This is a genomic window from Streptomyces sp. NPDC090741 (assembly GCF_044769045.1).
GTDB lineage: Bacteria > Actinomycetota > Actinomycetes > Streptomycetales > Streptomycetaceae > Streptomyces.
In genome coordinates, this window is record NZ_JBIVXF010000002.1 from 128,835 (window position 1) to 153,791 (window position 24,957).

Consider the following 24,957-nt stretch of genomic DNA (forward strand, 5'->3'; position numbering starts at 1 on the left):
GCTGCCAACCGGTAACGTTCCCTGTACGACGTCTTGTCAGCACGTCGTACAGGGGGAGTGGTGAGCGGCATAGTCGTCCATCTGCCGCAGGGGAGCGGCGGCGGCGCCGACGGGGAGCCGGGCGGCGGCGCGGTGACGTTGCGGCTCGGGCCGGGCGAGGTCGCGCGGTTCGGGCGCGGTTCGTCGGCGACCCCGGTCGAACTGCGGCTCGCCGACGAGGCGATCTCCCGGCTGGCCGGGGAGATCCGGGTCACCGACGACCACTGGCAGCTGACCAACCACAGCACCACCCAGAGCTATCTCGTGGAGAACCCGGAGGGAGCCGGCGAGTACCTGCGGGTGTCGCCGCGCCGGGCCGGGGCGCCCATCCCGTTCGAGTTCTCCCGGGTGGTGCTGCCCACGCGCCGCGGCACCACCGTCTCCTTCCAGGTGTTCGCGCCCGACCACGTCTACCTGGACCCGCCCGGCGCGGGCGGCTCCTGGGCGAGCCGCACCGTCACGGCGTACTCCCTGGACGAGACGGCCACGTACTTCCTGGTGCTCGTCGCGCTCTGCGAACCCTGGCTGCGCGACCGGTCGCCGGTCTCGGTGCCCACCACCCCGCAGGTCGTCGAGCGGCTGCGGGGCCATGCCACCGGCGGCAGGCTGACGGCGCGCGCGGTCAGCTCGCACATCGACTACCTGGCCGACGAGAAGCTCCGCATCGGCGTTGCGGCCGCCGCGCCCGAAGCGGGTGCGGGCGGCGGTGCGGGTGGTGCGGACCGCCGCAACGGCAAGCGGGACGCGGTCGTCGGGCTCGCGCTGAAGTTCGGCATCGTACGGGAGGAGCACCTCGCGCTGCTGCCGCCCCGGGCCGAAGCGGGCGCGCGGGGGCGGTAGGCGACGTGATGCGGGTGCAGGGTCCGGACGGTCCGGGCGCCTCGTGGGACAGCAGCCACACCGAACTGCTGCCCACGGGCCACCGGGTGGGCGACTGGGTGGTCACCGAGCCGATCGGCTCCGGGGGTTGGGCCACCGTGTACGCGGGCCGGCCGGCCGACGGGCGCGCGCTGCGCGCCGCCGGGCGAGGGCGGGGCGCGGCGGTCACGGAGCCCGCCGAGGTGGCCCTCAAGATCATGCCGACCTCCGGACTCGCACCGCGCCAGGCCCGCAGCGTGGCCGAGGCGGCCCGGCGCGAGGTCGAGATCGGGGTACGGGCGGGGCATCCGCGGCTCATCCGGCTGCTGGACAGCACCGTCCTCGGCGCACCGGACCACCCGGCGCTGGACGGCGCGATCGTCCTGGTCATGGAGCGGGCGAGGGGCAGCCTGCGCGATCTGCTCGACGCCGGGGTGTCCGAGGCCGAAGGCGCCCGGCTGATCGCCGGGATCTGCGAGGGGCTGGCCCATCTGCACCGCGCCGGCTGGGTGCACGCCGATCTCAAGCCCGAGAACGTCCTCATCGGCGAGGACGGTTCGGTCAAGCTCTCGGACTTCGGGCTCGCCGCCGAGCTGACCACCGGTACGCACGGGCACGGGCCCCCGATGGGCACCTTGGACTACCTCCCGCCCGAGCGCTGGAGGGCCCCGCTGGGGGAGTTGGGCGTGGAGATCCGTCCGAGCGCCGACATCTGGGCCCTGGGCATCGTGATCCACGAGGTGTTCGCCTCGGGTGCCCCGCTGTTCTCCGGCGCCACGCCGGTGGCGCGGGGCGCCGCCGTACAGGAGTACGCGGCGGGGCGCGCGCCCCTGCGCATGGCCAACGGGGTCCCGGAGTTCTGGCGCGCGCTGGCCACCGACTGCCTCGCCCCGACGCATGCCGCGCGCGCCGCGCACACCGCCGAGAGCCTGCTGGAGCGCATCGCGGACCGGCAGGAGGGTCGGACCGCCGCCCCGACCCGGACGCGCCGCCTTCGGCGGGCCACGCGGATCGCCCTCCTCGCCCTCGCGGCGTGCGGCGCGGTCGGTTTCGCGATCTGGTCGTTCGCGGGGCACGCGGGCTCGGAGGGGGAAGTCGCCGCGCAGGTCGGCACTGCCGAACCGCCGCTCCAGGTGCGTGTGTTCAATGCCGAGAAGGCCTGCCAGGAGCGTACGGACCGGGACCCGCAGTGCAGTCTGGGCCTGGCGATCGACCCCATGCGGCCGTACATCGCCGGGAACGTCGTGCCGACCCGCGTCTGGCACGCCGATGTTCTCGACGCCGACTGCCAACTGCTGCGCGGCGAAGTGGTCATCGACGAGTCGGACACGCGCTCCACGCACTGGTTCCGGGTCCGGCTGCCGAGCGCCGACCCGGGTGCCATCGCCTGGCTGCCGGCCGTACGCACGAAGGACCGCCCGTCGCTCCCGAGGTGTCCGGCCCCTGCGGCCGCTCGCTGACCCGGACGCAGGGAAGTCGTCGAGTGGCTGACAACTTCCCGTGCAAAGTTGAGAATTGGGCAGGCTGACGTCGGGGGGCGGTCATGGGTCGGACATCGCGGGCATCACAGGTATCGCGGGCACTGTGGGTGGGGATACCCGTTCTTCTGGCGGGGCTCTTCTTCTGGTGGGCCTCGTACGCCACCACGATCATCGTCTGGGAGGGCCGCAAGCTCCTGTCCTGGCTGGCCGCGCCGCTGCTGCTCGTCGCCCTCCTCCTGCTGGCGGGGCTGGCGGTGAAGCTCGTCCGGCGCAAGAGGGGCGCGGGCGGTGGGAGCGCCGCGGTGGTCCTGGGATGGCTGGGCGCCGTCCTCGGGCTGGGCATCGGGATCTGGTGGCTGGTGTACGGGTCGTACCTCCAGGACCGGGCGTACATGCAGAGCGTGCAGATCGTGAGCGGGCCGGTGCCCGAACTGGCGGCCCGCGCACCCTATGTGGTCGGCAAGGCGCAGGCCGCCCCGCACCTCGGCGATGTCACCGGCGAGATCTCCGACATCACCTACCTGCCCGACTCGGACCGGTTCGCGACCCTCGTCGAGCGGCGCGGCTGGCTCTCCGGGTACGAGGTCGGCCTTGAGCAGGACATCCCGCTCGGCGGCAACAGCCGTAGCCAGCAACGCTGTTCGTTCGACATCGACAAGGCCGACGCGCGGATCGGCGGCTGGTTCGGCCACAACCTCGGCCGGATGATCTCGGCCCGGCAGCGCTGGGTGCGCTTCGACGCCGACGACGCGTACGTGACCTGCTCGGGCGACACCCCGATCGTGGTCGTCCCCCTCAAACGCCAGACCGGGATCCTGGTGGTGACCGAACGGCCCGCCGGACTCGCGCTCTACAACGGGCGGACCGGGAAGCTCACGATCACCACCGATACTGCCGAGGTCCCCGGCCCGTCCTATCCGCTCAGTCTCGCGGCCCGGCAGCGGGAGGGAACCGCCGCCGTCGGCAGCTTCAGCGACTGGTGGTTCGAGCGCAGCGGCTGGGACGCCTCCGAGGACGGGGCCAACGCGGGCAACGAGTCGGAGTTCACCCTCCAGTACCGCGACGCGAGCGGGCGCAGCGCGTACGTCACCCCCCTCACTCCCCAGGGGGAGGCCAGCTCGGTGGTCGCCGTGTCGACCGTGCCGACCCGCCACCAGGGCGGCGGACTCGCCCCGATGACCGTCCACCGGCTCGATCCGACGTGGTCGTCGCCGCAGGCGCTCGTCGCGCTGATCAAGGCCGAGTACCGGGACGTCTGTTGCTACAACGACGACCAGGTGTTCGAGGTCGTGCCGACCGGCGGCAGCACCTGGACCGCCACGATCGGCAGCGCGCAGAACATCCGGTACCGGGTGGAGGGCCGGGGCCAGGTGGCCGGACGCGAGGCGACCTGCCTGAAGGCCGCGGACGGAGCCCTCATCAAGTGCGCGTACGCGGCGCCCGGATCGCCGGAGGAGCAGGAACTCCAGCGCAGGGAGCAGGAGAAACAGAAACAGCAACAGGCGGGCCAGAGCCCGGGCGGCGCCGCGAAAGACCCGGGCGATCTCACCGCGTACACCCCCGGGCAACTCGCCGACCTCCAACGGCGCGTGTCCGACGAGGTCATCCGCCGGCTGAAGGGCGGCGGATAGGGCCGGGGCAGGAGCTTCGGAGCCCCGCCCCGGCAGCGGGTCAGGCGGCGGCCGGAGCTTCGGCTTCGGCGTCCGTGAGGAGCTCCACGAGCGAGGTGCGGGCGCGCGCGACGCGGGAGCGGACCGTGCCGATCGGGCAGCCGAGCGCGCTCGCCGCCTCGGCGTACGGGAGCCCCAGCACCTGGGTGAGGACGAAGACCTCGCGGCGCTCGGCGGGGATGGTTCCCAGCAGCTCCGCGAGGGCGATCCCGTCCTCGAAGCCGGGCAGATCGCGCGGCTGGGCCCGCTCGGCCGCGGTCTGCCAGTCGTCCCGGTCCGAGATCTTGGGGCGGACCGCCTTGTGGCGCAGGCTGTCGATGACCGTGCGCCGGGCGATCGAGAGCAGCCACGTACGGGCGGAGGAGCGGCCCTCGAAGCGGTGCAGGCTGCCCAGGGCGCGCAGGAAGGTCTCCTGGGTCAGGTCGTCCGCCGCCTGCGGATCGGCGCTGAGGTAGGCCACGTAGCGCCGGACGTCGCGGTGCAGGGCGCGTACGAAGCGGTCCACCGCGTCGGGGTCGCCGTCGCGCGCGGCGAGCGCCAGCAGGGTCGTCGACTCGTCCGGGCCGCCGGTGTGGCGTGCGGGTGCCGTCTCGGCGGCGGCCGGACGGGGAAGCAGGGCAGGGGTCATCGCCTGATGTCCTTCTGGGAATCCGGGATCCGGATCCGGCGCCGCGTGCGCAGTGCATGGCAGGGCGGGCCGGTGAGCGGGCCGGTGAGGGGTACGGCCCGCCGGACGGCGAGGCCGATGACCGAGGCGCGCAGCGGTGCGGCGTCGCGCGCGTCGGTGAGCCGGCTGTCAGATGACAGCGGTCCCGGGAGGCGGACCCCGTGAGGTGATGGCGTGGACGAGCAGGAGCCCGCGCAGCGGCCGGGCGCGGAGGTAGGGGCCCACGCGCGCGTGCGGCCGGTCGGCGGGCAGGGGGAGCCGGAAGGTCCACCGCAGCGGTACGAGCAGCAACCCGGCCAGGGCGCGCAGGACGCGGAACGCGGCCTGTTCCCCGTACGCGAGCCAGAGCCCGCAAAGCAGGGCGGCGAGGAGGTGCGCGGCCAGCATGCCGGTCGGTGACGTGGAACCGGTGTCGTGGCCGGCGGCGGGCATCGGCATGTGCATCTGCACCTGCGTCTGCATGGTCACGCCGCTGTCGGCCATCGCGTGCGCGGCGTGGTGGGCGTGCCCGCCCGTGCCGGGCGGCGGTGGCCGGTCCATCGACGGGCGGGCCGCTGCCTGGGCCAGTGCGAACCCGGTGTGCAGGGCGGTCTGCACGGCGACGGTCGCGGAGGTGACGGCCAGGAGGCCGCGTTCGCGCTCGGCGAGGATCCACGCGACCGCTCCGGTGGCCGCCACGGCTGCCGCCATCGCCCACCAGGGGACGGTCGTCCCCGACATGAGGAGGTGGCCGAGGGACGCGAGCAGCACGCAGATGGCCGCGAACAACGCGGCCCTGAATGCGCGGCAACATCGACCGGGAGTCATGGCGGGCTCATCGTCGCACCCCTCTCAAGACGGCCACAGAGGGGCGCCGGGAATTGGCACGACCGGACAAAACCACATGTGTCGTACGCCACAACAGGGCCCGGGAACCCACTGGTTCACCGCTCCGACTCCTGCCCTGGACCGAAATGGCGGCCATGGGAACGGAGTCGGTGGTGGGGGAGCGGACGGCATCGGAGAAGACCGCCGGGGTGGCGGCGGACGGCCGTCTGACGGCGCTGCTCACGAGTGCGATGGCCTTCTCGATGCTCCAGCTCTTCCTGCTCGGTGCGTTCGGCCCGCGCCTCGTGGACGAACTGGGGGTCTCACCGACCGTCCTCGGCCTGACGACCACGATCGGCTTCGGAACGGCGGCCGTGCTCTCGCCGGTCGGCGGCCGCATGGTGGACCGGACGGGCCCGCGCCGCTGCCTCGTCGTCCTGCTGCTGGTGTCCGCGGCCGCGCTCGCGCTGATCGGCGCAGCGCCCGGCCCGGGGTTCCTCCTCGCCGCCGTGGCGCTGGGCGGACTGCCGCAGGCGCTCGCCAATCCGGCGACCAACAAGGCGATCCTGGCCGCCGTTCCGCCCGCCCGGCGCGGATCGGTGACCGGGATGAAGCAGTCCGGCGTGCAACTCGGCGCGTTCGCCGCCGGGTTGCCGCTGGCGGCGCTGGCCGGAGGCGTCGGCTGGCGGGGCGCCGTATGGACGGCCGCCGCGGCGGCCGCGCTGGCCGCCCTCCGGGCGCACCGCGCCCTGCCCGCAGATCCGCCGGCGAGGGCCGCGGCGCCGGGCGCTTCGCTCATCCCGAGAGGCGCCATCGCCTGGCTCGCGGTCTTCTCCCTCTTCCTGGGCTGCGGAATCGCCTCGGTCAATACGTACGTGGCCCTCTTCGGCGTCCGGAAGCTCGGCATGGGGCCGACCGAGGCCGCGGCCCTGGTGGCGGTCCTCGGTGTCGCGGGCATCGCCGGCCGGGTGGGCTGGTCGAAGGCGGCCCGGCCGGGGCGCGCCGAGTGGCTGCCCGGCGCGCTGGCGGCAGGCGCCGTACCGGCCGCCTGCCTGCTGGCAGCCGCGCTGTACGCGCGGCCGCTGGTCTGGGTCGCGGCCGTCGCCGTCGGGGTCTTCGCCGTCTCCGGCAACGCCGTCTCGATGGTGCTGGTGATGCAGCGGGCCGCGCCGGGCCGGGCCGGCCAGGACTCCGCGCTGGTCGCCGCCGGGTTCTTCGCCGGATTCGCGGTCGGGCCGCCGCTGTTCGGACTGCTGGCGCAAGCGGGCCGGTACGGGCCGGGCTGGCTGCTGGTCGCCGCCGAGTTCACCGCGGCCGCCGCCGTCGCGACGGCCTGGGCCGTTCGGGAACGGCGGCGCGGCCTGCGTACGGAGGTCCCGGCGTGACCCCGGCGAACTGGGCAGGGCGGGCGCTGGCCGACGTACTCGACCGGGCCGCTGCCACCCGTACCGAGACCGGAGACCGGTTCCCGCTGTACGCCGACCCGGACACCGGCCGCTGGACGACCACCGGCCGCGGGGCGTGGACCGGCGGGTTCTGGGCCGGGCTGCTGTGGCTGCGGGCCCGGCACACCGGGGACGCGGAGGACCGGGCGGCCGCGGCCGCGTGCACGGAACGGCTGGCCGACTGGGTCGAGGCCGACACCGCGACGCGCGGGCTGATCCTCTGGTACGGGACGGCGCTCGCCGGCGGTGACGCCGGTGCGCGGGAGCTGCGGACCCGGGCGGCCAAGGCCGCGCTGGCCGCGCTGGACCCCGAACTCGGGCTGGTGCCCTGGGGGTCGGCCTTCGGCGGCCCCCGGCTGCTGGCCCGGGCCGACGGCGTACCCGGCATGGTGGCGCTGCTCGCCGCAGCGGGCCCGGACGGCGAACGGGCCGCCGCCTCCCACCTCCACCGGCATCTCGACCTCTGCCTCGGCGCGGGCGGACGCACCGTACCGGCCTGGGAGTTCGACGCCGAGGCGGGCTGGCGGGCGTGCGGGGAACCTTCGGCCGGCTGGACCCGGGGCAGCGCCTGGCTGCTGCTGGCGGTGGCCGACGCCCTGCACCGCCCTGAGATCGCCCGGAGCGCCCCGGACCGGCTGGAGGCGGCGGCGCAGCGGCTGGCCGACGCGTGGACGCGGCCCTGCACCCCGTTCGTTCCCCTGGCGGACGAGGCGCGGCCCGCCGGCCCCCTGGACACCTCCGCCGCCGCCATCGCGGCCGTCGCCCTGCTGAAACTCGCCCGGGTGCCGGGCTACCCGGCCGCGTCGCAGTACGCGTACCGGGCCGCCGCGATCCTGGAGCGCCTGGTGGGCGAGCACCTGACCCGGGGCATGCTGCTGGACGGCTGCTACGACGCCGGGAAGGGCATTGCGGTACGGCACGAGCTGGTGTGGGGCGACTTCTTCCTGGCGCTCGGCCTGGCGGCGCTGACCGGGCTGGTCGAGATCGGGGACGTCTAGAGGGCCCTACGTCCCGTACGTCCCGTACGTCCCGTACGCCTCGTACGCCTCGTACGCCTCGTACTTCTCGTACGTACGGAGTACCCGGCGGGCCACCGAGGTGATGTGGAGCTCGTCCGGGCCGTCGAGGATGCGGGCCGCGCGGCCGGTGCGCAGGAGCGCCGGCAGCGGGGTGTCGGGGCCGAGCCCGGCCGCGCCGTGGACCTGTATGGCCGCGTCCGCGACCTGCTGGAGCATCCGGGCCGCGGCGACCTTGGCCAGCCCCACCTCCACGTGTGCGTCCAGGCCGGCGGCGATCTTCGCCGCTGCCTCGTGGACCAGCGGGCGGGTGGTGCGCAGCGCGAGCAGCGCCTCGAAGACGTGCTGTTGGACGAGCTGGTGGCCGGCCAGCGGACCGCGGGATCCCGTACGGGAGTTGGCGCGTGCGCACATCAGGTCGAAGGCGCGCTGGGCCTGGCCGAGCCAGCGCAGGCAGCGCAGGGTGCGGCCCAGCTGGAGCCTTTCCGCGGCGATGGACAGGGCTTGTCCACGCCGGCCGAGGAGGTGGTCGGCAGCCACTCCGACCTGGTCGAAGTCGATCTCCCACTGGCCGGAGGCCCCGAATACGGGCAGTTCGCGTACGACGCGGAAGCCGGGGGAGTCGGTGGCGACCAGCAGGAGGGACAGGCCCTCGCGGTCCCCCCGCTCCCCGTCGGTCCGGGCGAGGACGGTCACCAGATCGGCGCCGGCCGCTCCCGAGACGAACCACTTGCGGCCGCTGACGCGCCAACTGCCGTCGGGCTGTTCCTCGGCGCGGGTCGCGGTACGGAACGGATCGGTGCCCGGGGTGTCCGGTTCCGTCATGGCGTAGCAGGCGCGCAGCTCCCCGGCGGCCAGCCGTCCGGGGTACCGGTCGCGGACCCGGTCGCCGCCGTGCTTCCACAGCATGGTCGCGTCGAGCAGGGGCGCGGAGCCGAGAGCCGCAGGTCCGTGGTCGCTCGCCCCTTCGGCCTCGGCGAGCAGTGCGTACTGCGCGAAGGGGAGCCCCTGGCCACCGAGTTCGGCGGGGAGCGGCAATGCCCAGAGGCCCTCCTGCTTCGCCTGCGCCTGCAACTCCCGCAGGGCCGCCGCGGCGCGCGGGCCGCCCGCGTCGAGTACGGGCTCGCAGGGCATGACCCGGCTCCGGACGAAGTCCGCGACCCGATCCCTCAACTTGCCATCCATCAAAGGGAGTTCGGAATGGGTCTGATTCGTGTCTCCGTGGCTCTGCACCACTTTCCTCCAACGTGCCGGGAACCGGTGGGAACGACAGTCCGACTGCCTCCCCGAGGAACTGGTCGGGTGCGCACCCGACCCGGTTCCCGCGTTCCGCACATCCGAGAAGAGGAGAGGCATGGCTTCACCAGCCGTCACCCGCACGGTCCGGCCGCTCGAAGGACTGCACCTCGCCGCCTCGGGACCGCCCGGGCTGACCGGCCCGGCCCTGGAGCACCTGGTGCTCCTCGGCGCGAGAGCGGAAGCGGGAACGGGAGCGAGACCGGAGCCGGCCGATCCCCGTGACGGCCGTACGGCGCGCATCTCCTTGTCCGGCGGCGACTTCGACCGGCAGGACGCGACCGTCAGCTGGTCGGCGCACCGGGCGAGCGGTATGACCGACGAGGCCACCGTCCAAGCGGCCACCGGCATCATGGCCGTGCACGGGCGGCGCGACGGCGCGCCCCGCGGCCTGGCCGTGGACTACGCCGCCACCGCCACGGGCGTACTCGCCGTCCAGGGGCTGCTCGCCGGACTGCTGGCCCAGGCCCGGGGCGGCCGGGCCGCCGGGGTGACCACGAGCGCCGACCGGGCCGGGCTGCTGGCGGTCTCCCAGTACCTCGCCGCGGCCGGGGCCGACGAGGGCGAAGCCGCCGAACTGGCACCCGGTGGGCCGCCGTTCACGTCCGCCGACGGCATCCTCTTCGAGCTGGAGACCCTCGACCCGGGTGCCTGGGCCGCGTTCTGGCGGGCCCTGGAAGCCCCCTTCGACGCCGTGCGCGCCGGGTGGCGGCCGTTCCAGTTCCGGTACGCCACCGCCTGCGCACCCTTCCCGACGGCCCTGCACGGCACGGCCCGTACGCACACCTGGCGACGGATCGAGGTGGCTGCCGCGGCCTCCGGCGCCGAGGTCTGCCGACTGCGGACCCTCGCCGAGCGCGCGGCCGAACAGGACGGCGCCGCGCCCTGGACCCTCGCCCCGTACGGATTCGGCCACCGGCCCCGCGCCACGCACCGCAACCCCGTCGCTCCCGCCCCCGCCCGGCCGCTGGCCGGGCTGACCGTGCTCGAAGCGGGCCGCCGGATCCAGGCCCCCCTCGCCGCCCACCTGTTGGGCCTCCTCGGCGCCGATGTGGTCCGGATCGAGCCCCCGGGCGGAGACCCGCTGCGCGGAATGCCGCCCGCCTGCTCCGGGATCTCCGCCCGCTGGCTCGCGCTGAACCGGGGCAAGCGGGCCGTCGAGGTGGACATCAAGTCCGCCGCCGACCGGCGCCGACTGCGCCAGATGGCCGCCGGCGCCGACGTCTTCCTGCACAACTGGGCCCCCGGCAAGGCGGCCGCGCTCGGACTCGACTCCGTCCACCTGGCCGCCGTGAACCCCGCGCTCGTCTACAGCTACACGGGCGGCTGGGCGGGCCGGATCCCCGGCGCCCCGATGGGCACGGACTTCATGGTGCAGGCCCGCACCGGCGTCGGCGAAGCCGCCCGCCCGCAGGACGAGGCCCCGGCTCCCTCCCTGATGACCCTGCTCGACGTACTGGGCGGACTCCTGGGCGCCGAGGCCGTACTGGCGGGACTGCTCCTGCGCGAGCGGAGCGGCGGAGCGGGCGTCCGCGTCGACTCCTCGCTGCTCGGAGCCGCCGACGCGCTCACCGCCCCGGCCCTGCGCCGGGCGCGGCGCGGGGAGGACCCGCGCCGGGCGGCCGGCTTCCGGCGGCCGCTGCGCACCGCGGACGGCTGGATCACCCCCACCGACACCTGCGCGCCCGCGGCCGCCGCGTACGACCTGCGCGAACTGCCCAACGCGGAGGCCCTGGCGCAGCTGCGCGCCCACGGCCTGTCTGCGACCGCCGTCACCGCCGATCCGGCCGCCCTGCACCACGACCCGCGTTTCCCCGGCTCGATCAGCCGCGACGCGCACGGTGCCCCTGCCGTTCCCGACCCCTGGAGCTTCTTGTGACCGTCGCCCTGCACGACCTGCTGCCCGCCGGCCTCCGCCGCGGCTGGGCGGTCGACGGGACCTGCCCCGACCTCGACCTCTACAGCCTGTTCCGGGCCCGGCAGATCGCCGACCTGCACGCCACCGCCGTCGTCGACGCCAAGGGCAAGCTCTGCTACACCGCGCTGGACCGCAAGGTGCGATGTCTGGCCGCCGGCCTTGCCGGCCTCGGCATACGCCCCGGCGAGGTCGTCGGCGTCCAACTCCCCAACGGCCGGGGCGCGGTCATCGCCGATCTGGCCCTGGCCGCCGTCGGCGCGGTGGCGCTGCCCTTCCCGGTCGGCCGGGGGAGCCTGGAGGCGCAAGCCCTGCTGCGCCGGGCGGAGGCCGTCGCGGTCATCGCCCCCGTCGAACACCGGGGCAGCCACCCTGCCACCGAGCTGCGGGCCCTGGTCCCCGCCCTGCCGGAGCTGCGCCATGTCATCGCCGCCGGGCGGGCCGGCAGCGCGCCTGAAGGAACGATTCCGCTCTCCGGATTGCTGCGCTCCGACCCCGCCGCGTTCGTGCCCGCCCGGCCCGACCCCGACAGCGCCGCCCGCATTCTCGTCTCCTCCGGCTCGGAGGCGGAGCCGAAGATGGTCGCCTACTCCCACAACGCGCTCGCCGGGGGCCGGGGCAACTTCCTCGCCTCGCTCATCCCCGACGGGACCCCGCCGCGCTGCCTGTTCCTCGTACCGCTCGGGTCCGCGTTCGGGTCCAACGGCACCGCCGTCACGCTCGCCCGGCACGGCGGGACGCTGATCCTGCTCGACCACTTCACCCCGGAGGCCGCCCTCGCGGCCGTACGCGAGCACCGGCCGACGCACATCCTCGGCGTCCCGACGATGGTCCGCATGATGCTGGACCGGCTGGAAGGCCGACGGGAACACGGGCCGGAACACGGGCCGGAAAGCCGCGACCCGGGCGCGGGCGAACTGCCCGCGCCCACCGCCCTGGTCCTCGGCGGCTCGGCCCTGGACGAGACCACGGCCGAGGACGCCGCCCGCGCCTTCGGCTGCCCGGTCGTCAACCTCTACGGCTCGGCCGACGGGGTCAACTGCCACACCGGGCTCGGCCACGAGGCCCCGGAGGCCGAGGCGAGCGCCACGGGAGTGGTGGCCGGGCGCCCCGACCCCCGCGTCGCGGACATCCACATCACCGACCCCGACACGCACGAACAGCTCCCGGACGGCGAGATCGGCGAGATCATCGCGCGCGGTCCCATGACCCCGATGTGCTACGTGGCCTCCCCGGAGCTGGACGCCCGCTACCGGACCCCCGAGGGCTGGGTCCGTACGGGAGACCTCGGCCTGATCGACAAGGACGGGGTCCTGCACCTCGTCGGCCGCCTCAAGGACATCGTGATCCGCGGCGGGGCCAACATCAGCCCCGCCGAGGTCGAGCGGGAGCTCGCCGCACATCCCCGGATACGGGACGTGGTGTGCGTCGGCATCCCGGACCGGCTGATGGGCGAGCGCCTCGCGGCCTGCGTCGTACCGCGCGGGCCCGAGGCCCCCACGCTGGACTCGCTCGGCGAGCACCTCACCCGCCGCGGGCTCGAACAGCGCAAGCACCCCGAGCGCCTGCTGGTGCTCGCGGAACTCCCGCTCACGCCGGCCGGCAAGCCCGACCGCGCCGCCCTGCGCGAGCGGCTGGCGCAGCCCGTGCGCACCGCCCCCACGCCGGCCGCCCCTGCCCCTCCGCTCGCCCACGCGGGCTGACGCGCCCGCGGACCGGCGACGCCGGGCGCACGAGGAGGGGGAGAGCAACCGGAGTTGCTCTCCCCCTCCTCGTGCGCCACCTTCCCGTGTGCCGCGCGCGTCAGGAAGCGCCCGCGGCCTTCTTCAGCTCGGCCGCCGCGTTGCGGTAGACGGGCAGCAAGTCGAGGTCCGTGCCGGGGTAGTTGACGATCTCGATCTGCCGGGCGCCCGAATCTGGCAGGACGGTCCCGGTCGACATGTGGGCGTTGTCCAGCACCAGGGCGGGCTTCTTCCCGGAGAGTTCGGCGAGTTGCGCCGGGGTGACCGCCTCGGGGCCGTACGTGCCGACCGGCGCGGCCCCGGCCAGTTTCGCGGACCAGGTGGTGAACACCTGGCTGACGAGCGCCGGGCTCTTCCCGCCCGGCCAGGACCCCTGGACGTCCTTCGACAGCTTCGCGTACTCGGCGTCGAACGACGCCGCCCACCGCGCGGCGGCCTCCTCGGTGCCGAACAGCTTGCCGAGCTTGGCCACTTCGGCCTTGACCTTGTCGGCGTCGTTGTCGAGGTTCACCTCGACCAGTTCGGCCTTCGAGCCGGCCGCGTCCTTGATCTTCGCCGCGTACGGCTCGAAGGGCGCGTAGAGCACGAAGTCGGCCTTGCCGACGGCGGCGAGGTCGGAGGGCTTGGGGTCGTAGTCCGGGGCGTGGTGTACCGACTGCGGCACGATCACCTTGACGTCCTCGGCGCCGGCGGCCTTGGCGAAGGCGCCCTCCCAGGTGGTCGTGACCACCACGACCGGTTTCCCGCCGTGGTGGCCGGGCGCGGCGTCCTTCGAGGAGGTGTTGCCGTTGCTGTTGCCGCAGCCGGTGACGAGGGCCGCCAGTGCCGCGGTCAGTGTGAGGAGGGAAGCGAATCGGACGCGGGTGCGCGCCATGTGCTGATGCTCCGTTCGGGGATGAGATGGACCACGAGGACGAGCGCCCCCGCGGTGAGGACGAGGACCGGCCCCGGCGGCCAGTCGAGCCGCAGGGCGACGAGGAACCCGGTCAGGTTCACGGCCACCCCGATGCCGACCGCCCACAGGGTGATGGACCGCAGCGAGGTGCCCAGGCGGCGTGCCGCGAGTGCCGGCAGCAGGGTGAGGGCGTCGACGAGCAGTGCGCCGGTGAGCTTGATCGCCCCGGCGACCGCCACGGCGACCAGCACCAGCAGGACGACGGTCAGCGCCTGGACGGGGACGCCCGAACACTGGGCCAGCTCACGGTCGTACAGCAGCAGGGCCACATCGCGCCGCCGCCACCAGAACAGCCCCGGTACGAGCGCCGCCAGCGCGCCGAGCACCACGAGGTCCGCGGTGCCCACGGACAGGATCGAGCCCCACAGCAGGGCGAACGCACCGGAGGCATTGACCCCCGACACGGCCAGGACGAGCAGCGCGGCCGCGATGGCCAGGCTCATCAGCAGGCCCATCGCCCCGGACAGCCCGTCCGGGGTACGGGCGAGCGGTGCCACCCCGGCCCCGGCCAGGGCGCAGGCGACGAGCGCGCACAGCATCGGATCGAGCCCGGTCAGCAGCCCGACCGCGATGCCCAGCAGGGCGACGTGCATCATCGCGAAGCGCACCGGCATGATGTCGAGCCCGACGATGACCACGCCGATCACCGGCAGGCCGATCGCCGCCAGCAGCAGGGCGAAGCCCGCCCGCTGCACGGGGACCAGCTGGAGCAGTTCGCCGAGGTCGGCGCCCGCGAGGATCACGCGACCTCCCGCAGCCGGCCCGCGGCCATCTCCAGCACGCGGTCACAGCGCTGCGCGAGCGCCCGGTCGTGCGTCACCACGACGAGGGTCACCGGCAGGGCGGTCAGGACGTCGGCCGCCTCCTCCTGGCCGTCGAAATCCAGTGCGGCGGTCGGCTCGTCGGCCAGGAGCACCTCGGCCCCCGCCGCCACTGCGCCGATCGCCCGGGCCAGGTACATCCGCTGCAACTGCCCGCCGGACAGCGTGTGCAGCGGCCGGCCGAGCAGTGCGCCGACGCCCAGTTTCCTTGCCGCTTCGGCCGCTTCGGCCGGTGCGCCGCCGCTGGCCAGCAGCTCGTCCCCGAGGAGCGGGAACCGGCCGGCCGCCGGCTTCTGCGGGATCCAGGCGCAGGAGCGCCGCCGCCACGCCCATTCCGCGGCCGAGCAGGTGCCGCGGCCGCCGACCAGAATGCTGCCGGACACCTGGCGGTGCAGCCCCAGGACCGCGCGCAGCAGCGTGGTCTTGCCCGAGCCGTTGGTCCCGGTCAGCGCGACGCGCTCGCCCGCCGCGATCTCCAGGTCCACGTCGGCGACCGCCTCGACCCGGCCGTGGCGGCAGGCGACCCCCCGCATGCGTACGTCCAGCCCGCCCATCCGTCGCCCTCCCGTCGTCCGGTGCCGGGTGGCTCCCGGCACGCGGAGTTGGTCGGACGGAGGCCGGTTCCGGTTCCGGCGGAGGGCGTATTCCCTTCGCTTCGGGTCAGGTCAGGCCGAGTCAGGCCAGGTCAGGTGATGCCGCCGGGTCCGAGGCCGGGGCGGGTGCCGGGTCGGTGCCGCCCTGGTCGAGCCGGAACGGCGGGTACTCGTCCGTCATCAGCGCGGCGTACGCGGCGACGCGCAGCACCCACCGGTGCAGCCCCACGATGAGGTCGAACAGGCCACGCGGGTACGTCGCGGTGAAGGCGAGCGCCACCGCCGCGATGAGGGCGAGCAGCGTGATCAGACCGCCGCCTCCGCACCAGCCGTGGCGCATGCCGCCGATGAAGAAGGCGATGATCAGGTAGTGCGGGATCGCCAGCAGCCACCACTTCACCAGGACCAGCGGCCGGGACAGGCGCTCCGGGTAGGCGATCTCCAGGCGTGCCGGGTAGCCGGGCTCCGGGCCCAGGCTGAAGGGCGGGTACCGGTCGGTGCCCAGGGCGCCGTACGCGTAGAACGAGACCCGCCACGACCAGCGGAGCACGCCGACGTTGAAGTCGAACAGGGCGCGCGGGTAGTGCTCGGTGAACAGGATCGCGAAGAAGGCGATCATGCTGACCAGGATGAAGGCGATCCAGAGGAAGAACAGCACGATGTAGTGCGGGATCGCCAGGATCCACTTGACCAGCCAGAGCCAGCGCGACAGCGGGCTGTCGAGGTCGGCGTTCACCCTGACCGAGCGGTGGTACGAAGCGTTCGCGGACATGATTGCGTCACCGTCCCGTGTCCGGCGTCGTCGAACCCCCCGGACCTTGTGCCCCTCCATCATCCGCGCCGCACGCGGCAGGCTCCAGTCGGCGTTCCGCGGTGTCCGGATGTGACAGACAACCGTCATTGCGGACACCTGCCCGTCCGGCCAGGATGGACACATGTCCACGCCCCACCGCGTCGTGATCGCGGTCTTCCCCGATGTCGACCTGCTCGACGTCACCGGCCCCGCCGAGGTCTTCGCCCTCGCGAGCCGGGAGGCCGGACGTCGGCTGTACGACGTACGCCTGGCGGGCCCGGACGGTGGCCAGGTCACCACCTCGGCCGGCGTCCGGCTGGTCACCGACCTCTCCTTCCCGGAGGTCGGCGCCGCCGTGGACACCCTCGTGGTGCCCGGCGCCGTCGAGCTCGCGCAGGAGGGCCCGGTCGCGCGGGTCGACGAGGCGGTGGTGCGGTGGATCGCCGCCACCGCCCCGCACGCCGGGCGCGTGGCCTCGGTGTGCGTCGGCGCCCACCTGCTGGCGGCGGCCGGCCTGCTGGACGGGCGCCGGGCCACCACCCACTGGTCCACGGCCGGCCAGCTGGCGGCCGAGCACCCGCGGGTCGAGGTCGACCCGGACCCGATCTTCGTCCGGTCAGGCCGGGTGTGGACCGGGGCCGGGATCAGCGCCTGCATGGACCTGACGCTGGCCCTGGTGGCCGAGGACCACGGCGAGGAACTGGCCCTCGCGGTCGCCAGGCAGCTGGTCATGTACCTCAAACGGCAGGGCGGCCAGAGCCAGTTCAGTGTGCCGCTCAGCCGCCCGGCGGCCTCCCGCAGGGACATCGACGCCCTGGGGGCCTACATCACCGAGCACCTCGGCGCGGACCTGTCGGCGGCCGCGCTCGCGGCCAGGATGAGCCTGAGCGAGCGCCATTTCGCCCGTACCTTCCGCAAGGAGCTGGGCACCAGCCCCGCCGCCTACGTGGAGGCCGTACGGGTGGAAGCCGCCCGCCGGCTGCTGGAGACCACCGACCAGCCGCTGGAGCAGGTCGCCGCGGCGACCGGCCTGGGTTCGGTGGAAACCCTGCACCGGGCCTTCCGCAAGCAGATCGCGACGACCCCGGCCGCATACCGCCGCCGCTTCCGCACCGCCCACTGACCGCACCGCCCACTGACCGCTCGGCGCGATGGCGCGCCGAGCCGCGGCTTCACCGTGCCCGTTTCCCAAGAGAAGGACGCCTTCACCATGTCTGCACCCACCGCACCCACCGCATCCGCCGCATCCACCGCACCCACCGCATCCAAGACGCTGCGCGATGTGATCGGCCTGCCCGGCACGCTGCCCCGCCTGGCCGAGTCCGTCCTGATCATGGTCGACTTCCAGAACACCTACCGCTCCGGTGTGATGGCCCTGGACGGCGCCGAACCGGCCGTGGCGGCGGGCGCCCGGCTGCTGGCCGCGGCCCGGGCCGCCGGCACGCCGGTCGTGCACGTCGTCAACGACGGCGGCGAGGGGACCCCGTACGACATCCGGGCCGAGATCGGCGCCATCAGCGCCGAGGTCGCGCCGCGCGAGGGGGAACCGGTCGTCGTCAAGCAGTTCCCGGACGCCTTCCACGCCACCGAGCTGGAGAAGACCCTGCGGGAGCTGGGCGCCGGACCCGACCTGGTGATCGCCGGGTTCATGACGCACATGTGCGTCACGTTCACCGCCCAGGGCGCCTTCAACCTGGGCTACCGCCCGACCGTCGTCGCCGAGGCCACCGCGACGCGTACCCTGACGGCGCCCGACGGCACGCTGATCCCGGCCGCCACCCTCCAGTCGGCGAGCCTCACCACGATCGCCGACCTCTTCGCCCCGGTGGCCCCGACGGTCGACTCCTTCCCGGCCTGATCCGGAGCCGGCGTCAGTGGATGACGCTGAAGCTGCGCCAGGGGAGGCTGACCGGGGCCGTCACGTTGGAGAGCGTCGTGGCGACATAGATGCCTTTCGCCCCGGCGGGCTCCATGCAGTTCTCCGTCCGGTACAGGACGATGTCGACGAGCGTGTTGTTCTCGACGTGCGTGGCGCCCTTCGGGAGGGCGATCCTGTGGCATCCCGTCACCGGCGTGTTGGAGTAGCTCAGCTCGGCCGGCGAGTCGTGGCTGCGGAAGGTCAGCATGCCGACGGTGCTCCGGCCCAGGCCCGAGCAGGCGGTGGCGGTCAGCAGCAGTGCTGCGGCCGCGGTGATGACGCCGATACGCCGGCTGTGGGACATGGCGCGGTCCTCGTCTGTGCGGTGGTGACTGCCTTGCCCACAGCCTGCCCCGGCCGGGCGCGGGCGGCATCCGGTGCTCGGCCGGGCGGATGAACGCGGCCGGGCCGGGAAGGGACTCCGCCATGACCACCGACCTTCGCATCGGCGTCCTCGGATACGGGCTCCGCGGCAGCATCGCGCGTACGGCACACAGGCCCGGCCGCGGCGCGACCGTCACCGCCGTCGCGGATCCCGATCCGCGGGCCCGGGCGGAGGCCGCCGCGGCCTTCCCGGGCGCGTACGCGACCCCCGATCCCGCCGCCGTGATCGAGGATCCGGACGTCGACGCCGTCCTCGTCCTGACCCCCGACCACACCCACGCCGACCTGGCCTGCCGGACGCTCGCCGCCCGCAAGCCCGTCTTCGTCGAGAAGCCGCTCGCCATCACCGTCGACGGCTGCGACGAGATCCTGCGCACCGCCCGCGCGACGGGCACCCGCCTGTACGTCGGGCACAACATGCGGCACATGCCCGTCGTGCGGACGATGCGCGAGCTGATCGCGGACGGTGCGATCGGGCGGGTCAGGACCGTCTGGGTCCGGCACTTCGTCGGCTACGGCGGCGACTGGTACTTCAAGGACTGGCACGCCGAACGCCGCCACACCACGAGCCTGCTGCTCCAGAAGGCCGCGCACGACATCGACGTACTGCACTGGCTGGCCGGCGCCTACACCGACGACGTCCAGGCGATGGGCGACCTGCTCGTCTACGGGGACAACCCGCACCGGCGCGCTCCCGGCGAACCCAAGGCCGACGACTGGTACACGCAGGACGGCCACTGGCCCCCGCACACCCAGCGCGGACTCAACCCCGTCATCGACGTCGAAGACGTCTCGCTGCTCAACCTCCGCCTCACGGGCGGGGTGCTCGCCGCCTATCAGCAGTGCCATTTCACCCCCGACTACTGGCGCAACTACACCGTCATCGGCGACGCCGGCCGCCTGGAGAACTTCGGCGACGGCCCGGGCGCCGAGGTCCGGGTCTGGAACGCCCGGCGCTCCGGCTACCGGGCCGCGCCGGACGCCTCGTACTTCGTCCCCGACGCGGAGGGCGCGGGCGGGCACGGGGGCGCCGACCCGCTGCTGATCGACGAGTTCCTGCGCTTCGTACGCCACGGGGGAGCGACGGACACCTCGCCGGTCGCCGCCCGGATGGCGGTCGCGGCGGGCTGCATGGCGACGGAATCCCTGCGCGACGGGGGCACGCCCCGACGGGTGCCGCCGCTCGATCCGGACCTGGCGGCCCACTTCGACCAGGGCCAGGGCGCGTCGCGAGGCCGTTGAACCGCCACGCCGGTCCCGGCATTTGCCCAAGAGTTCCCCAAGGGCGGGCCCGCCTCCGGGTCCCCGGCCGCGCGGGGCCTAGCTTGGGCCCGCATGAGCGTCCTTGCCGAGCAGCACCGGGCCGACGGGACTCCTGGGCGGCGTCGCCTGGTACGGGGCGCCCTCACCGGGGCTGTGGCCCTGTGCGCCGGACTGGCGGCCGGCGGCGGCTCCACCGGCCGATCCACCCGGACCGGACCGAACGGTCCGCGGCCCGGCACGCCGGAGGCGGCGCTGCGGGAGCTGTCGGCCGGCAACGCCCGCTGGCGGACCCTCCACGAGCGGCATCCCGATGCCACCCGGACCGTACGCCAGGCGCTGGTCGGGGGGCAGCATCCGTTCGCCGTCATCCTGGGCTGCGTCGACTCCCGCGTCCCGCCGGAGCTGGTCTTCGACCAGGGTCTCGGCGATCTGATGACCGTACGGTCGGCCGGTGAGGTACTGGACGACGCCGTGCTCGGAAGCATCGCGTTCGGGGTCGTGGAGCTGGCCATTCCGCTGGTGGTGGTCCTCGGGCACCAGTCCTGCGGGGCCGTGACCGCCGCGGTCCGCGCCGCCGAGGGGCTGGAGCAGCTGCCCGGACACCTGCGCTACCTGGCTGAGCAGATCCGTCCGGCAGTCGACCGCACGCTGAGCAGGGACGCGCGCGTCGATGCGGCGGTCACCCAGAACGTCCGGCTCGTCCGCTCCCGGCTGGCGGCGGAGCCCGATCTCGCCGCCCGGGTCGCGGCCGGAAGGCTGGCCGTGGTCGGAGCACGGTACGAACTCACCAGCCAGCGGGTGCACCGGATCCGCTGAGCAGATCTCCAGGTCCACATGTGCGGGGCTCCTGTTTGTTTTGCCAGGCATCTGCCAACTGATTTACGCGAGTGACCTTGCAGATGCACTATGGGGGAAGCCACCGCCCGGGCGGCAACGCTCCGACTCCTGCTCACGAGGCGAGGTATGGATCCATGGATGTACGCAGCTGGGACGGCAGCGCCGGCGATGTCGACTACGGCGCCATCGGCTCCGGCTACCCGGACTTCCGGCGCCCCGACCCCCGCATCGCCCGGTTCATCGCCGACGCGCTCGAAGGGGCCCGCACCGTCGTCAACATCGGCGCCGGGGCCGGATCGTACGAGTCCGCCGCCACCGCGGTGACTCCCGTGGAGCCGTCCCTGTCGATGCGGGCCCAGCGCTCGGAGGCCCTGCCACGGGCGGTGGACGCCGTCGCGGAGGACCTGCCGTTCGCGGACGGGGAGTTCGACGGGGCGATGACCCTGTTCAGCGTGCACCAGTGGAGCGACGTCGAGGCGGGCCTGCGCGAGATGCGCCGCGTGACCCGAGGCCCGGCGGTCGTGCTGACCTGCGACCCCCACCGCGTACGCGACTTCTGGCTGTACGAGTACGCGCCCGAGGTCCTCGACACCGAGGCCCGCCGCTACCCGCCGCTCGAGAAGATGGCCGCGGCCCTCGGCGGCACCGGGACGGTCCGGACCGTACCCATCCCGCTGGACTGCACGGACGGGTTCAACGAGGCCTACTACGGCCGTCCCGAGATGCTGCTGGACCCCGCGGCCCGGCAGGCCTGCTCCGCCTGGAGCTTCGTCGACGACGGGGTGCGCGAGCGGTTCACCACCCGGCTGCGGGACGACCTCGACTCCGGTGCGTGGGACGAGCGCTTCGGTCACCTGCGCAGCCGGCCGTTCTACGAGGGGTCGCTCGTCATCGTGCGCGCGATACCCGAGCACCAGACGGAGGAGCACCACGATGGAGGTACCTGACCGCATGGACGAACAACTCCGCGTCCTGGGTCTGGTCGAGGCCCAGCGCAAGGCCGAGGCCCTGTTCGCCGAGATCGAGGCGCGGGGGCTGGTCGCGCCCGGCGCCGCGGAGCGGGAGGTCAGCGACCGGATCCGGGACCTGGCCAACGAGATGTTCGGGACCACGAAGCACTGGCACAAGCGGATCGTCCGCTCCGGCCCGAACACCTTGCTCCCGTACCGGGAGAACCCACCGGACCGGGTCATCGGCGAGGACGACATCGCGTTCGCCGACTTCGGTCCGATCTTCGAGGAGTACGAGGCGGACTTCGGCCGCACCTTCGTCTTCGGGGCGGACCCCGTCAAGCACCGGCTGAGGGACGACCTGGCCACGGTGTTCGCGGCGGGTCGCGCCGCCTTCCGCGCCGACCCCCACATCACCGGCAAGCAGCTGTACGCGCAGGTGGAGCGGCTCGCGGCCGAGGAGGGCTGGACGCTGGGCGGGTGGCACGCCGGCCACCTCGTCGGGGAGTTTCCGCACGAGACGATCGACGGCGCCCGGGCGGAGTCGTACATCGCACCGGACAACGACACCCCGCTGCGCCGCACCGACCGGGCCGGGTGGCGCTGCCACTGGATCCTGGAGATCCATCTGGTCGACGAGCCGCACGGATTCGGTGGTTTCCACGAGCAGCTCCTGGACCTCGCCTGACTCCGAGGGGGCATCCGGCGGACCGGGGGACCGGGGGGGCCCGGCCCGGTCACGCCGGGTCGGTTCCCTCCGGGTCCGGCAGCGACTGCTCCGACCAGATGACCTTGCCCTCCGGCGTGTAGCGGGCTCCCCAGCGGCGGCTGAGCTGGGCCACCAGGAAGAGGCCGCGGCCCCCCTCGTCCGTGGTCTTGGCGTAGTGCAGCCGCGGCGAGCTGCTGCTGCCGTCGAAGACCTCGCAGGTCAGCACGCGGTCGTGCAGGAGCCGTACGCGGACCGGCTCGGCGCCGTGCCGGATCGCGTTCGTGATCAGCTCGCTCAGCACCAGCTCCGTACCGAAGGTGAGCTCCGACAGGCCCCACTCCTCCAGCTTCTCCATGGCGACGGCCCGCATGGCCCCGACCGCACTCGGCTCGAACGGGACCTCCCACTCGGCGATGCGGTCCGCCGGCAGCGCCGACGTCCGCGCGACCAGCAGGGCCACGTCGTCGCGCGGGCGCACCGGCAGCAGCTCCGCCAAGACCTCCCGGCAGGTCTCCTCCGGGCTGCGGTCCGCGTGCGCCAGGGCCGAGCGGAGCAGTGCGAGCCCCTCGTCGATGTCGCGGGCCCGGTCCTCGATCAGCCCGTCGGTGTACAGCACCAGCTGGGTGCCCTCGCTCAGGTCCAGCTCCGCCGACTCGAAGGGGAACCCGCCGAGCCCCAGCGGCGCGCCCGCGGGCAGCTCCGGGATCTCCACCGTGCCGTCCGGGCGGACCACCGCCGGCGGCATGTGGCCGGCCCGTGCCACCGTGCAGCGCTGGGTCACCGCGTCGTACACGGCGTACAGGCAGGTGGCCCCGATCAGGCCGCCCTCGGCGCCGTCGCCGCCCGCCACGCTCTGGTCGATGTACTGGACGAGGTCGTCGAGGCGGGCCAGGAGCTCGTCGGGCGGCAGGTCCAGGGACGAGAAGTTCAGTACGGCCGTACGCAGCCGGCCCATGGCCGCGGCGGCGTGCAGGCCGTGCCCGACGACGTCGCCGACGACGAGGGCGACGCGGGCGCCCGGGAGCGGGATCACGTCGAACCAGTCGCCGCCCACCCCCGACTGCGCGGGCAGGTAGTAGTGCGCCACCTCCACGGCGCTCTGCTCGGGCAGATCGCGCGGCAGCAGGCTGCGCTGGAGGGTCACGGCCAGGGCGTGCTCGCGCGTGTAGCGGCGCGCGTTGTCGATGCTGACCCCGGCGCGGGCGACGAGCTCCTCCGCCAGCGACAGGTCCTCCTCGTCGAAGGCCTCCTTCTCCGAGCGCCAGAAGTTGACCAGGCCGAGGACGACCCCGCGGGCCTTGACCGGGGCCGTGATCAGGGAGTGAACCCCGAACTCGACGATGGCCCGGGCCCGGGGCGGGTCCTGCGCGTGCCACCCCGGCGCGTCGGCCAGATCGGTCACCATCTCGGCGCGGCCGCTGTTGAGCCCGCGCGCCTGCGGCGTGGAGGGCACGAAGTCGATCAGCCGGCCGCGCGGGTAGAGCGGGACGTCGTCCCGGATGCCGCTCACCCCGGTGCGCCGCAGGTCGGCCTTGAGGGCGGTGGGCTCGTCGCCGAGGAGGACCGGTTCCGCCAGGTCGACGGTGACGTAGTCAGCGAAGCGCGGTACGGCCACGTCCGCGAGCTCCTGGGCCGTCCGCTCCACGTCCAGGGTGGTGCCGACGCCGACCCCCGCGTCGTACAGCAGCCGGAGCCGTTTGCGGGCCGCCTCGGCCCGGGTGCTGAGCACCTGCATCTCGGTGGAGTCCCGGATGGTGACGGCCGTGCCCTCGGACCGGCCGCGGGTGCGGGTCGGGCGCTGGTTGACGACCAGCAGCCGGTCCCCGGCCTCGTGCACCTCGTCGGTGGCCTCCCGGCCGGACAGCAGGAGGTCGGCCATCTGCCGGTCGAGCCCCGACAGCTCCCGGATGTGCTGCCCCTCGGCGTCGGGCGGGAGCCTGAGCAGACGTTTCGCCTCGTCGTTGGCGAGGAGGAGCCGGCCGCCGCCGTCGGTGATCAGCACGCCCTCGCGTACGGAGTGCAGCACCGCGTCGTGGTGCTCGTACATGCGGGTCATCTCAAGGGGGCCGAGCCCGCGGGTCTGGCGGCGCAGGCGCCGGCTGATCAGCGCCGCGCCGGCGGTGGCCAGGGCGAGGCCGATCGCGCTGGTGCCGAGGATGAGGGGCAGTTGCCTCTGGAACACACCGGTGACGTTCTTCACCGTGAGGCCGGCCGACACCAGCGCCACGACCGGGCCGCCGTCCTTGTAGGGGTCGGCGAAGACGGGCACCACGGCCTGGATCTCCTGGCCGAGCGGTCCCTTCACGCTCTCGGTGTACACCTGGCCGGCCAGTGAGGGAGCGATGGTGCCCACGAACTGTTTGCCGATGCGGTCGGGGAGCGGATGGGTGTAGCGGATCCCCTGGTCGTTCATCACGACGATGAAGTCCACCCCGGCGTCCTTGCGCGTCACCTCGGTGAGCGGCTGGAGGATCTTGGAGGGGTCGGGGGCGAGGAGGGCCTGGCGCAGCCCGAGCGAATGGGCGAAGGTCTGCGCGACCGCCACCGAGCGGGTCCGGGCCTCCCGGTCCACGTCGTGCCGGGACTGGAGTACGAGGGCCAGTACCGCGCCGGCGGCGAGCAGCACCACGATCGCCACCTGAAGGACGAATACCTGTCGGGCGACGCTGCGCGGGCGCTTTTGCCTCAGTGACCGCACCGACGTCCCCGGCACGGGTTGCAAGGATGGGTCACGAGACCATTTGTAGCACTGTCGGTGGTCCGCAGCCGGGAGAGCCGCGAGCGCCGTCGGGGCGCGC

General features: G+C 74.0%; 22 protein-coding genes. 13 read left to right on the top strand and 9 right to left on the bottom strand.

From position 1 onward, the window contains the following. Nucleotides 1-60: 60 nt before the first annotated feature. The 3 genes from ACIQU4_RS05865 to ACIQU4_RS05875 all read left to right on the top strand — a co-directional run bounded on the left by ACIQU4_RS05865 (nt 61) and on the right by ACIQU4_RS05875 (nt 4,009). Complete coding sequence (locus ACIQU4_RS05865; protein WP_403726308.1) at nt 61-879, top strand: serine/threonine protein kinase; 819 nt, start codon at nt 61-63, stop codon at nt 877-879. An 8-nt stretch (nt 880-887) separates the two neighbouring features. Continuing rightward, nucleotides 888-2,357 carry a serine/threonine-protein kinase gene (locus tag ACIQU4_RS05870; RefSeq protein WP_403726311.1) on the top strand — a complete coding sequence of 490 codons (1,470 nt, stop codon included), beginning with the start codon at nt 888-890 and terminating at the stop codon, nt 2,355-2,357. 128 nt (nt 2,358-2,485) lie between these two features. Next, nucleotides 2,486-4,009 (top strand): hypothetical protein, encoded by a 1,524-nt coding sequence (locus ACIQU4_RS05875; RefSeq protein WP_403726314.1) that lies wholly within the window; start codon nt 2,486-2,488, stop codon nt 4,007-4,009. Between the two features lie 40 nt (nt 4,010-4,049). Here the strand turns inward: ACIQU4_RS05875 and ACIQU4_RS05880 are convergent, their stop codons facing one another. Both ACIQU4_RS05880 and ACIQU4_RS05885 read right to left on the bottom strand, forming a co-directional pair. Next, complete coding sequence (locus ACIQU4_RS05880; protein ID WP_403726316.1) at nt 4,050-4,676, bottom strand: sigma-70 family RNA polymerase sigma factor; 627 nt, start codon at nt 4,674-4,676, stop codon at nt 4,050-4,052. Nucleotides 4,677-4,844: 168 nt separating this feature from the next. After that, the gene (locus ACIQU4_RS05885; RefSeq protein ID WP_403726319.1) at nt 4,845-5,483 is read right to left on the bottom strand and encodes a hypothetical protein; all 639 of its coding nucleotides are present in this window, start codon (nt 5,481-5,483) and stop codon (nt 4,845-4,847) included. A 194-nt stretch (nt 5,484-5,677) separates the two neighbouring features. Here ACIQU4_RS05885 and ACIQU4_RS05890 point away from each other — a divergent pair, with 194 nt between their 5' ends. Then, entirely contained in the window at nt 5,678-6,907 is a 1,230-nt protein-coding gene (locus ACIQU4_RS05890) for an MFS transporter (protein WP_403726322.1), read from the top strand. Then, nucleotides 6,904-7,965 (top strand): sugar ABC transporter permease, encoded by a 1,062-nt coding sequence (locus tag ACIQU4_RS05895; protein ID WP_403726324.1) that lies wholly within the window; start codon nt 6,904-6,906, stop codon nt 7,963-7,965. The genes ACIQU4_RS05890 and ACIQU4_RS05895 overlap by 4 nt, the downstream gene beginning before the upstream one ends. Nucleotides 7,966-7,971: 6 nt before the next feature. On the opposite strand, the gene ACIQU4_RS05900 is transcribed toward ACIQU4_RS05895, so the two are convergent. Beyond that, nucleotides 7,972-9,168 carry an acyl-CoA dehydrogenase family protein gene (locus tag ACIQU4_RS05900; protein ID WP_403726327.1) on the bottom strand — a complete coding sequence of 399 codons (1,197 nt, stop codon included), beginning with the start codon at nt 9,166-9,168 and terminating at the stop codon, nt 7,972-7,974. A gap of 169 nt (nt 9,169-9,337) precedes the next feature. On the opposite strand from ACIQU4_RS05900, the gene ACIQU4_RS05905 reads away from it, so the two are divergent. Together ACIQU4_RS05905 and ACIQU4_RS05910 are read left to right on the top strand one after the other, a co-directional pair. Next, a complete protein-coding gene (locus tag ACIQU4_RS05905) occupies nt 9,338-11,158 on the top strand; it encodes a CoA transferase (RefSeq protein WP_403726329.1) in 1,821 nt (606 codons plus the stop codon). Further along, entirely contained in the window at nt 11,155-12,897 is a 1,743-nt protein-coding gene (locus tag ACIQU4_RS05910; RefSeq protein WP_403726332.1) for a class I adenylate-forming enzyme family protein, read from the top strand. Before ACIQU4_RS05905 ends, ACIQU4_RS05910 begins: the two co-directional genes overlap by 4 nt. 100 nt (nt 12,898-12,997) lie before the next feature. On the opposite strand, the gene ACIQU4_RS05915 is transcribed toward ACIQU4_RS05910, so the two are convergent. The 4 genes from ACIQU4_RS05915 to ACIQU4_RS05930 all read right to left on the bottom strand — a co-directional run bounded on the left by ACIQU4_RS05915 (nt 12,998) and on the right by ACIQU4_RS05930 (nt 16,077). Continuing rightward, nucleotides 12,998-13,810: an ABC transporter substrate-binding protein gene (locus ACIQU4_RS05915; protein WP_403726335.1), complete on the bottom strand. Its 813-nt coding sequence runs from the start codon at nt 13,808-13,810 to the stop codon at nt 12,998-13,000. Next, a complete protein-coding gene (locus tag ACIQU4_RS05920; protein ID WP_403726338.1) occupies nt 13,768-14,634 on the bottom strand; it encodes a metal ABC transporter permease in 867 nt (288 codons plus the stop codon). Before ACIQU4_RS05920 ends, ACIQU4_RS05915 begins: the two co-directional genes overlap by 43 nt. Beyond that, complete coding sequence (locus ACIQU4_RS05925) at nt 14,631-15,266, bottom strand: metal ABC transporter ATP-binding protein (protein ID WP_403726341.1); 636 nt, start codon at nt 15,264-15,266, stop codon at nt 14,631-14,633. The genes ACIQU4_RS05920 and ACIQU4_RS05925 overlap by 4 nt, the downstream gene beginning before the upstream one ends. A 121-nt stretch (nt 15,267-15,387) precedes the next feature. After that, nucleotides 15,388-16,077: a DUF4389 domain-containing protein gene (locus tag ACIQU4_RS05930; RefSeq protein ID WP_403726344.1), complete on the bottom strand. Its 690-nt coding sequence runs from the start codon at nt 16,075-16,077 to the stop codon at nt 15,388-15,390. Nucleotides 16,078-16,240: 163 nt separating this feature from the next. Here ACIQU4_RS05930 and ACIQU4_RS05935 point away from each other — a divergent pair, with 163 nt between their 5' ends. After that, nucleotides 16,241-17,221, top strand: coding sequence for a GlxA family transcriptional regulator (locus ACIQU4_RS05935; RefSeq protein WP_403726347.1), 981 nt, complete (start codon nt 16,241-16,243; stop codon nt 17,219-17,221). Nucleotides 17,222-17,308: 87 nt separating this feature from the next. Continuing rightward, nucleotides 17,309-17,956, top strand: a complete 648-nt coding sequence (locus ACIQU4_RS05940; RefSeq protein ID WP_403726349.1) for an isochorismatase family protein — start codon at nt 17,309-17,311, stop codon at nt 17,954-17,956. Between the two features lie 13 nt (nt 17,957-17,969). Here the strand turns inward: ACIQU4_RS05940 and ACIQU4_RS05945 are convergent, their stop codons facing one another. After that, nucleotides 17,970-18,320, bottom strand: coding sequence for a hypothetical protein (locus ACIQU4_RS05945; protein WP_403726352.1), 351 nt, complete (start codon nt 18,318-18,320; stop codon nt 17,970-17,972). Between the two features lie 122 nt (nt 18,321-18,442). Between ACIQU4_RS05945 and ACIQU4_RS05950 the strand changes: the two genes are divergently transcribed. The 4 genes from ACIQU4_RS05950 to ACIQU4_RS05965 all read left to right on the top strand — a co-directional run bounded on the left by ACIQU4_RS05950 (nt 18,443) and on the right by ACIQU4_RS05965 (nt 22,138). After that, nucleotides 18,443-19,642: a Gfo/Idh/MocA family protein gene (locus tag ACIQU4_RS05950; RefSeq protein ID WP_403726355.1), complete on the top strand. Its 1,200-nt coding sequence runs from the start codon at nt 18,443-18,445 to the stop codon at nt 19,640-19,642. Nucleotides 19,643-19,735: 93 nt separating this feature from the next. After that, nucleotides 19,736-20,479 (top strand): carbonic anhydrase, encoded by a 744-nt coding sequence (locus ACIQU4_RS05955; RefSeq protein ID WP_403726358.1) that lies wholly within the window; start codon nt 19,736-19,738, stop codon nt 20,477-20,479. Between the two features lie 155 nt (nt 20,480-20,634). After that, a complete protein-coding gene (locus ACIQU4_RS05960; RefSeq protein ID WP_403726361.1) occupies nt 20,635-21,447 on the top strand; it encodes a class I SAM-dependent methyltransferase in 813 nt (270 codons plus the stop codon). After that, a complete protein-coding gene (locus ACIQU4_RS05965; RefSeq protein WP_403726364.1) occupies nt 21,434-22,138 on the top strand; it encodes a M24 family metallopeptidase in 705 nt (234 codons plus the stop codon). Before ACIQU4_RS05960 ends, ACIQU4_RS05965 begins: the two co-directional genes overlap by 14 nt. A 49-nt stretch (nt 22,139-22,187) precedes the next feature. Here the strand turns inward: ACIQU4_RS05965 and ACIQU4_RS05970 are convergent, their stop codons facing one another. Next, nucleotides 22,188-24,848: a SpoIIE family protein phosphatase gene (locus ACIQU4_RS05970; protein WP_403727696.1), complete on the bottom strand. Its 2,661-nt coding sequence runs from the start codon at nt 24,846-24,848 to the stop codon at nt 22,188-22,190. Between the last annotated feature and the right edge of the window lie 109 nt (nt 24,849-24,957).